Here is a 1,209-nt window from a genome sequence, read left to right on the forward strand (position 1 = left end):
TAGCGCATCAACAGGCCCATTACCGACCGCCGCTTCACACATTTCCGCATCACCACATTGCATCTTGATGCTGGTGGTTGCCATCACGCTGCCCGATTGCACGCTTAGGTAATTCAACTTGTAGAAGTCATCTTCTTCACGCAAGTTCGAGAAGTGCATTAGCGCTTCCAAATCGTAATCAAACACTTGGCCTTTACGGTCGGCCAGTTTCAAGAAGTCGGCGTACAGTGCGTCTAGGTTGTACTCATCTTCTTTATAACCCATGGAATCCATGTGGCTCTTCACCGCCGCTCGGCCGCTACGACTGGTTAGGTTAAGTGCTTGGTTCTTAAGACCAATCGACTCAGGTGTCATGATCTCGTAAGTGTTCTTGTTCTTTAACATGCCGTCTTGGTGGATACCTGAAGAATGGCTGAATGCATTGGCACCCACGACCGCTTTGTTGCTTTGGATCGGCATGTTGCACAGTTGACTCACTAACTTGCTAGTACGATGGATTTCTTCGTGCTTGATCCCCGTGCTTACGCCCAGAAGCTCTTGACGCGTCTTGATGATCATCGCGATCTCTTCTAGTGAGCAGTTACCCGCACGCTCGCCGATACCATTGATGGTGCCTTCAATTTGGCGAGCACCGGCTTGTACTGCTGCAATTGAGTTTGCGACCGACATGCCCAAGTCATCATGACAGTGCACAGAAATGATGGCCTTGTCGATGTTCGGCACGCGGTTGAAAAGCGTTTGGATGATGCCACCGAACTCGCTTGGCACTGTGTAGCCAACGGTATCGGGAATGTTGATGGTGCTTGCGCCAGCATCAATTGCGGCTTCAACCATGCGACATAGATTGTCGATTGGTGTTCGGCCTGCGTCTTCACAAGAAAATTCGACATCATCGGTGTAGTTACGCGCGTGTTTAACGGCGTTGACCGCCATTTCAAGTACGTCATCGTAACTGCGGCGTAGCTTGTCTTGAACGTGAATCGTGGAAGTGGCTAGAAAAGTGTGGATACGGAATTGGTCAGCAACTTTTAGCGCTTCAGCTGCGGCATCGATGTCTTTCGCAACGGCACGCGAAAGGGCACAAACTCGGCTATTTTTGATGTGTTTTGCAATAGTTTGTACGGACTCGAAATCGCCAGGGGAAGAGATAGGAAAACCGGCTTCGATAACATCAACGCCCAGCCTTTCAAGCGCATAGGCAATCTGCAG

At 50.1% G+C, this 1,209-nt stretch carries 1 protein-coding gene; it reads right to left on the reverse strand.

Features of this window, described 5'->3' with window-relative positions:
* On the reverse strand, positions 1–1,209 hold a 1,209-nt coding region (gene leuA, locus R7E00_RS24200), incomplete at both ends, for a 2-isopropylmalate synthase (RefSeq protein ID WP_318124793.1).

The organism is Vibrio sp. Vb1755 (assembly GCF_033338635.1).
Taxonomy (GTDB): domain Bacteria; phylum Pseudomonadota; class Gammaproteobacteria; order Enterobacterales; family Vibrionaceae; genus Vibrio; species Vibrio alginolyticus.